Consider the following 823-nt stretch of genomic DNA (forward strand, 5'->3'; position numbering starts at 1 on the left):
TTTTCTGTTCAAAATAGCGCTTTACATTGGAGCTCTGATCACCGCTTGCATCATGGTAAGGTTGATGATCCAGATAAAGACCCTTACGCAGCAACTCGAGGCTTTTGGTACAGCCATATAGGCTGGATGCTGCGCGAATACCAAGCATATCGCTATACCGATTATTCAAACTGTCGCGATTTACAAAAAAACCGTATTGTGATGTGGCAGCACAAGCACTACCTCGCGCTTACTCTTATCACTAACTTCGGTATTCCATTATTACTTGGTTTGCTATTTGGCAATGTATGGGGAATGTTGTTACTAGCTGGATTACTGCGCTTGGTACTAAGCCAACACTTTACCTTTTTCATAAATTCGCTGGCTCATATTTGGGGTTCTCGCCCATATACAGAGTCTAATACTGCCAGAGATAATGGCTTTTTAGCGCTTTTAACTTACGGTGAGGGTTACCATAATTTCCATCATATTTTTGCTTCTGATTATCGCAATGGTATCCGATGGTGGCATTACGATCCGACAAAATGGCTGATAAAATCGCTTTCATTAGTTGGATTGGCTTCAAAATTACGTAAAACACCGCAAGAGATAATCGAGCGAGCAAAAGCTGCAACGTTAATGGAGCGAACTAAGCAAACATTACTTAAAAAAGAAGCTAGTCATAAGCAACTAGATAAATTGCAAAATGAGTATGAGTTGTTATTAAGTAATTTGCAGCACTATTATAAGGTAAGAAAGCGTCTATTAGAGATGCGTAAAAATAAAGTGATCAAGCAATGCGAGCAATCACAGCTGAAAAAGCAGTATAATGAAATAAAAGCGT

Annotated in this window: 1 protein-coding gene; it reads left to right on the forward strand. The window is 39.2% G+C overall.

The window, feature by feature from the left end; genetic code table 11:
* Positions 1-823: acyl-CoA desaturase (locus ON073_RS20420; protein ID WP_274763701.1), on the forward strand; the 823-nt coding region annotated here is incomplete at both ends.

The organism is Pseudoalteromonas sp. G4 (assembly GCF_028875915.1).
GTDB lineage: Bacteria > Pseudomonadota > Gammaproteobacteria > Enterobacterales > Alteromonadaceae > Pseudoalteromonas.